At 76.3% G+C, this 2,711-nt stretch carries 3 protein-coding genes; 1 reads left to right on the top strand and 2 read right to left on the bottom strand.

The window, feature by feature from the left end; genetic code table 11:
* Window positions 1-155: 155 nt before the first annotated feature.
* Together PYV61_RS23725 and PYV61_RS23720 are read right to left on the bottom strand one after the other, a co-directional pair.
* The gene (locus PYV61_RS23725) at window positions 156-740 is read right to left on the bottom strand and encodes a hypothetical protein (protein WP_275836349.1); all 585 of its coding nucleotides are present in this window, start codon (window positions 738-740) and stop codon (window positions 156-158) included.
* Between the two features lie 178 nt (window positions 741-918).
* Window positions 919-1,650: a hypothetical protein gene (locus PYV61_RS23720; RefSeq protein ID WP_275836348.1), complete on the bottom strand. Its 732-nt coding sequence runs from the start codon at window positions 1,648-1,650 to the stop codon at window positions 919-921.
* Between the two features lie 292 nt (window positions 1,651-1,942).
* On the opposite strand from PYV61_RS23720, the gene PYV61_RS23715 reads away from it, so the two are divergent.
* Window positions 1,943-2,711: glycosyltransferase family 2 protein (locus tag PYV61_RS23715; RefSeq protein ID WP_275836347.1), on the top strand; the 769-nt coding region annotated here is incomplete at its 3' end.

The raw sequence follows: 2,711 nt of genomic DNA, 5'->3' as shown, positions 1-2,711 counted from the left end.
GTCCCAACTCCTTGGCTCACAGAACGACATGGCTACGATCCGACTTGCCGGCGCGCGCAGCGCGCGCGCGAAGCTCCCCAGCCACGCGCACGCGCACGCGCCGCACAGGCCGGCCCGGACGGCCAGCAGCCGGCGCGGCACGCGCGGCCGGCGCATCACTCCTTGCCCAGCCGGCGCTTGAGCGCCGCCAGCCGCGCCTCGGCGTCGGCCTCGCGCGTCGCGCGCGCCTGCTGCCGCCCCAGCGCGTCGATCTCCTCGCGCAGCGGCGCGTGCGGGTCGAGCAGCTCGTCGACCTGCGCCGCCGCCGCGGCCTCGGCGGCCCGCGGCGACACCTCGCCCGGCGCGCGCAGCGGGACGCCGTCGATCGCGCGGCGGAGGTCGACCGTCATCTCCGCGACCTCCCGCTCGACCAGCGCCAGCTCGGCCTCCTGCGCCGCCACCTTCTGCTCCAGCACGCGCACGCGCTCGGCCTGCAGCGCCTCGAAGCGGTCGGCCACGCCGACCGTCTCCTGGTCGCCGATGTCGGCCGCCATCGCGCGGCGGCGGCGGATCGTGTCCAGCTCCGCGCGCCCCTCGGCCAGGCGGCGGCGGGCGACCTCGACCCCCTGCTTGAGGTCGTCGATCCCCATGCGCGCGCGCACGACCGAGTTCTTCATGTCCGCCAGCACCGCACGCCGGTCGTCCGGCGAGCGCGCGGCGTCGAGCATGGCGCGGAAGGAGTCGCGGAGCTGTTCGAACATCCGGGGCGCGGGCCGGCGGACGGGGGGGAGGAAGCGGCGGGCGGGACGGTGGTGGATACGCACGCGGCGGCGATGGGGATTCGCCGCCGCTCAGGACAAGACCCGTTCCACACCGCGCCCGGCAATCGACCGAGCCGGGCGGGCCCGCGCAAGAGCGGGCGCCGCCCGAGGACGACGGTCAGCTGGCGAGGCGGTAACGGACCTCGTCCCGCACCTGCCGCATCAGCCGCTCCGGCGTGTGGCGGTGCGGGAAGAGGAGCCGGTCGCTCACCCGGTTCAGCGCGCACCGCACCCGTCCGAAGCGCTCGGCGACGGCGGCGTACAGCCCCTCCAGCCCGTATTCGGCGGCCAGCCGGTGGTCGGCCGCCAGCTGGAAGCCGCGGCGTCCCATGGCCTCGTAGTAGTCGAGGTCCGGGCCCCCGCGCCGCCAGCGCAGGTGCTCGACCCGGTCGGGGAACAGCCCGCTGAGCCAGAGCGCGTAGTTCCCGAGGTGCGCGCGCACCAGGAAGCTGCGCCGCACGTCCGACGACTCGATGGCCGCGAGGAGCGCGGAGAGCGTGTCGTACCGCTCGTCGTCCGACTCGCCGATGCGGGTCGCGCGCTCGCGGACCCCGAAGTGGAGGACCAGCGCCGCCACGTAGTCGGCGAGGGCGCGGTCGTCCTCCCCCACCTCGCGCAGCGCGTGGCGGACCACGACGTAGCAGAACAGGGGGAGCGAGGCGCAGGCGCCCTGCCCCTGCTCGAGGAGGGCGCGGAGCAGGCGCGGGTCGTCGAGGAGCGGGTCGAGCCCGCGGTCGACCAGCGTCCGCTCGACGATCTCGCGCTGCTCGGGGTCGTCTCGGGCGACGAGGCGGAGGGCGAGCTGCGCGTCGCGTCGATCGAGCCGGCTGCGAACGTCGGCGAGGATCATCGAAGGCCTCCTTGCGGTCGCGGGTCTGCGTGCGGACGACGGGTGCCCGACGCTCCGGTACCCCGATGCGTCGAGCTCGGTGCTCCCTTCTCGCAAGTATCGGTCGCGCGCGCGCCGATCGACAGCCCGAACTCCAAGCGGGACAACGAGTTGTCAGCACTCGTGCCCGCTGAGTGCCAGCGGGGGCCGGCAGCGGTGCGCGCGGCGGGTGGCGGGGCGGGCCGGCGGCGCCCTAGGTTTCGCGCGCCGCGGCGGCGGGTCCGGCCGCGAAGCGCGTGAACCCCGGAGAGTCGTGCTCTACGTCTGCATCCCCGTCCACAACGAGGCGGCCACCATCGGCGTGCTGCTCTGGCGCATCCGCGCGGTGCTCCAGGACTACACGCGAGAGTACGAGGTGGTGGTGTTCGACGACGGGAGCACCGACGCCACGGCGGAGGTGCTGGAGCCCTACCGGCGCGTGCTCCCGCTGACGGTGCTGCGCAGCGCGACGCGCCGCGGCACCGCGGCGGCGGTGGACGTGCTCTGCCGGCACGTCGCGGGGCACACGCGCTACCCGCGGCGCGACGCGGCGGTGTTCATGCAGGGCGACTTCACCGACCGCCCCGAGGACCTCCCCGAGCTGGCCAAGCGGTTCGAGGGCGGGGCCGACCTGATCGTCGGCCGCCGGCCGCCGACCGAGCAGCAGCCGCTCCCGGAGCGCCGGCTGCGGAAGCTCGCGCCGTGGGTGCTGCGCCCGTTCGTGCGCGCCGAGGGGCTGGACGACCTGGTGACCGGCTTCCGGCTGGTGCGCGTGTCGGTGCTGCGCGACCTGGCGCGCGCGCGGGGCGACGCCCCGGTCGCCGAGGGCGCGGGGTGGGCGGCGCTGGTCGACTTCGCGCTGGCAGTGCTGCCCTTCGCGCGCCGCGTCGAGGTGGTCGACCTCCCCGGCCGCTACGACCTGCGCCCGCGCGAGTCCCGCCTCGACTGGTGGCGCGACCTGCGGGTGCTGGCGGGCTACGCCTGGCGCGCGCGCGGCCGCCGCGTCGCCGCGGGCTCCCGGCTCGGCGAGCGCGCGCCCGAGC

Source organism: Roseisolibacter sp. H3M3-2 (assembly GCF_029211165.1).
GTDB lineage: Bacteria > Gemmatimonadota > Gemmatimonadetes > Gemmatimonadales > Gemmatimonadaceae > Roseisolibacter.
Note: the sequence above shows the minus strand (reverse complement) of the source record. Positions and strands in the feature narration are given on the sequence as shown.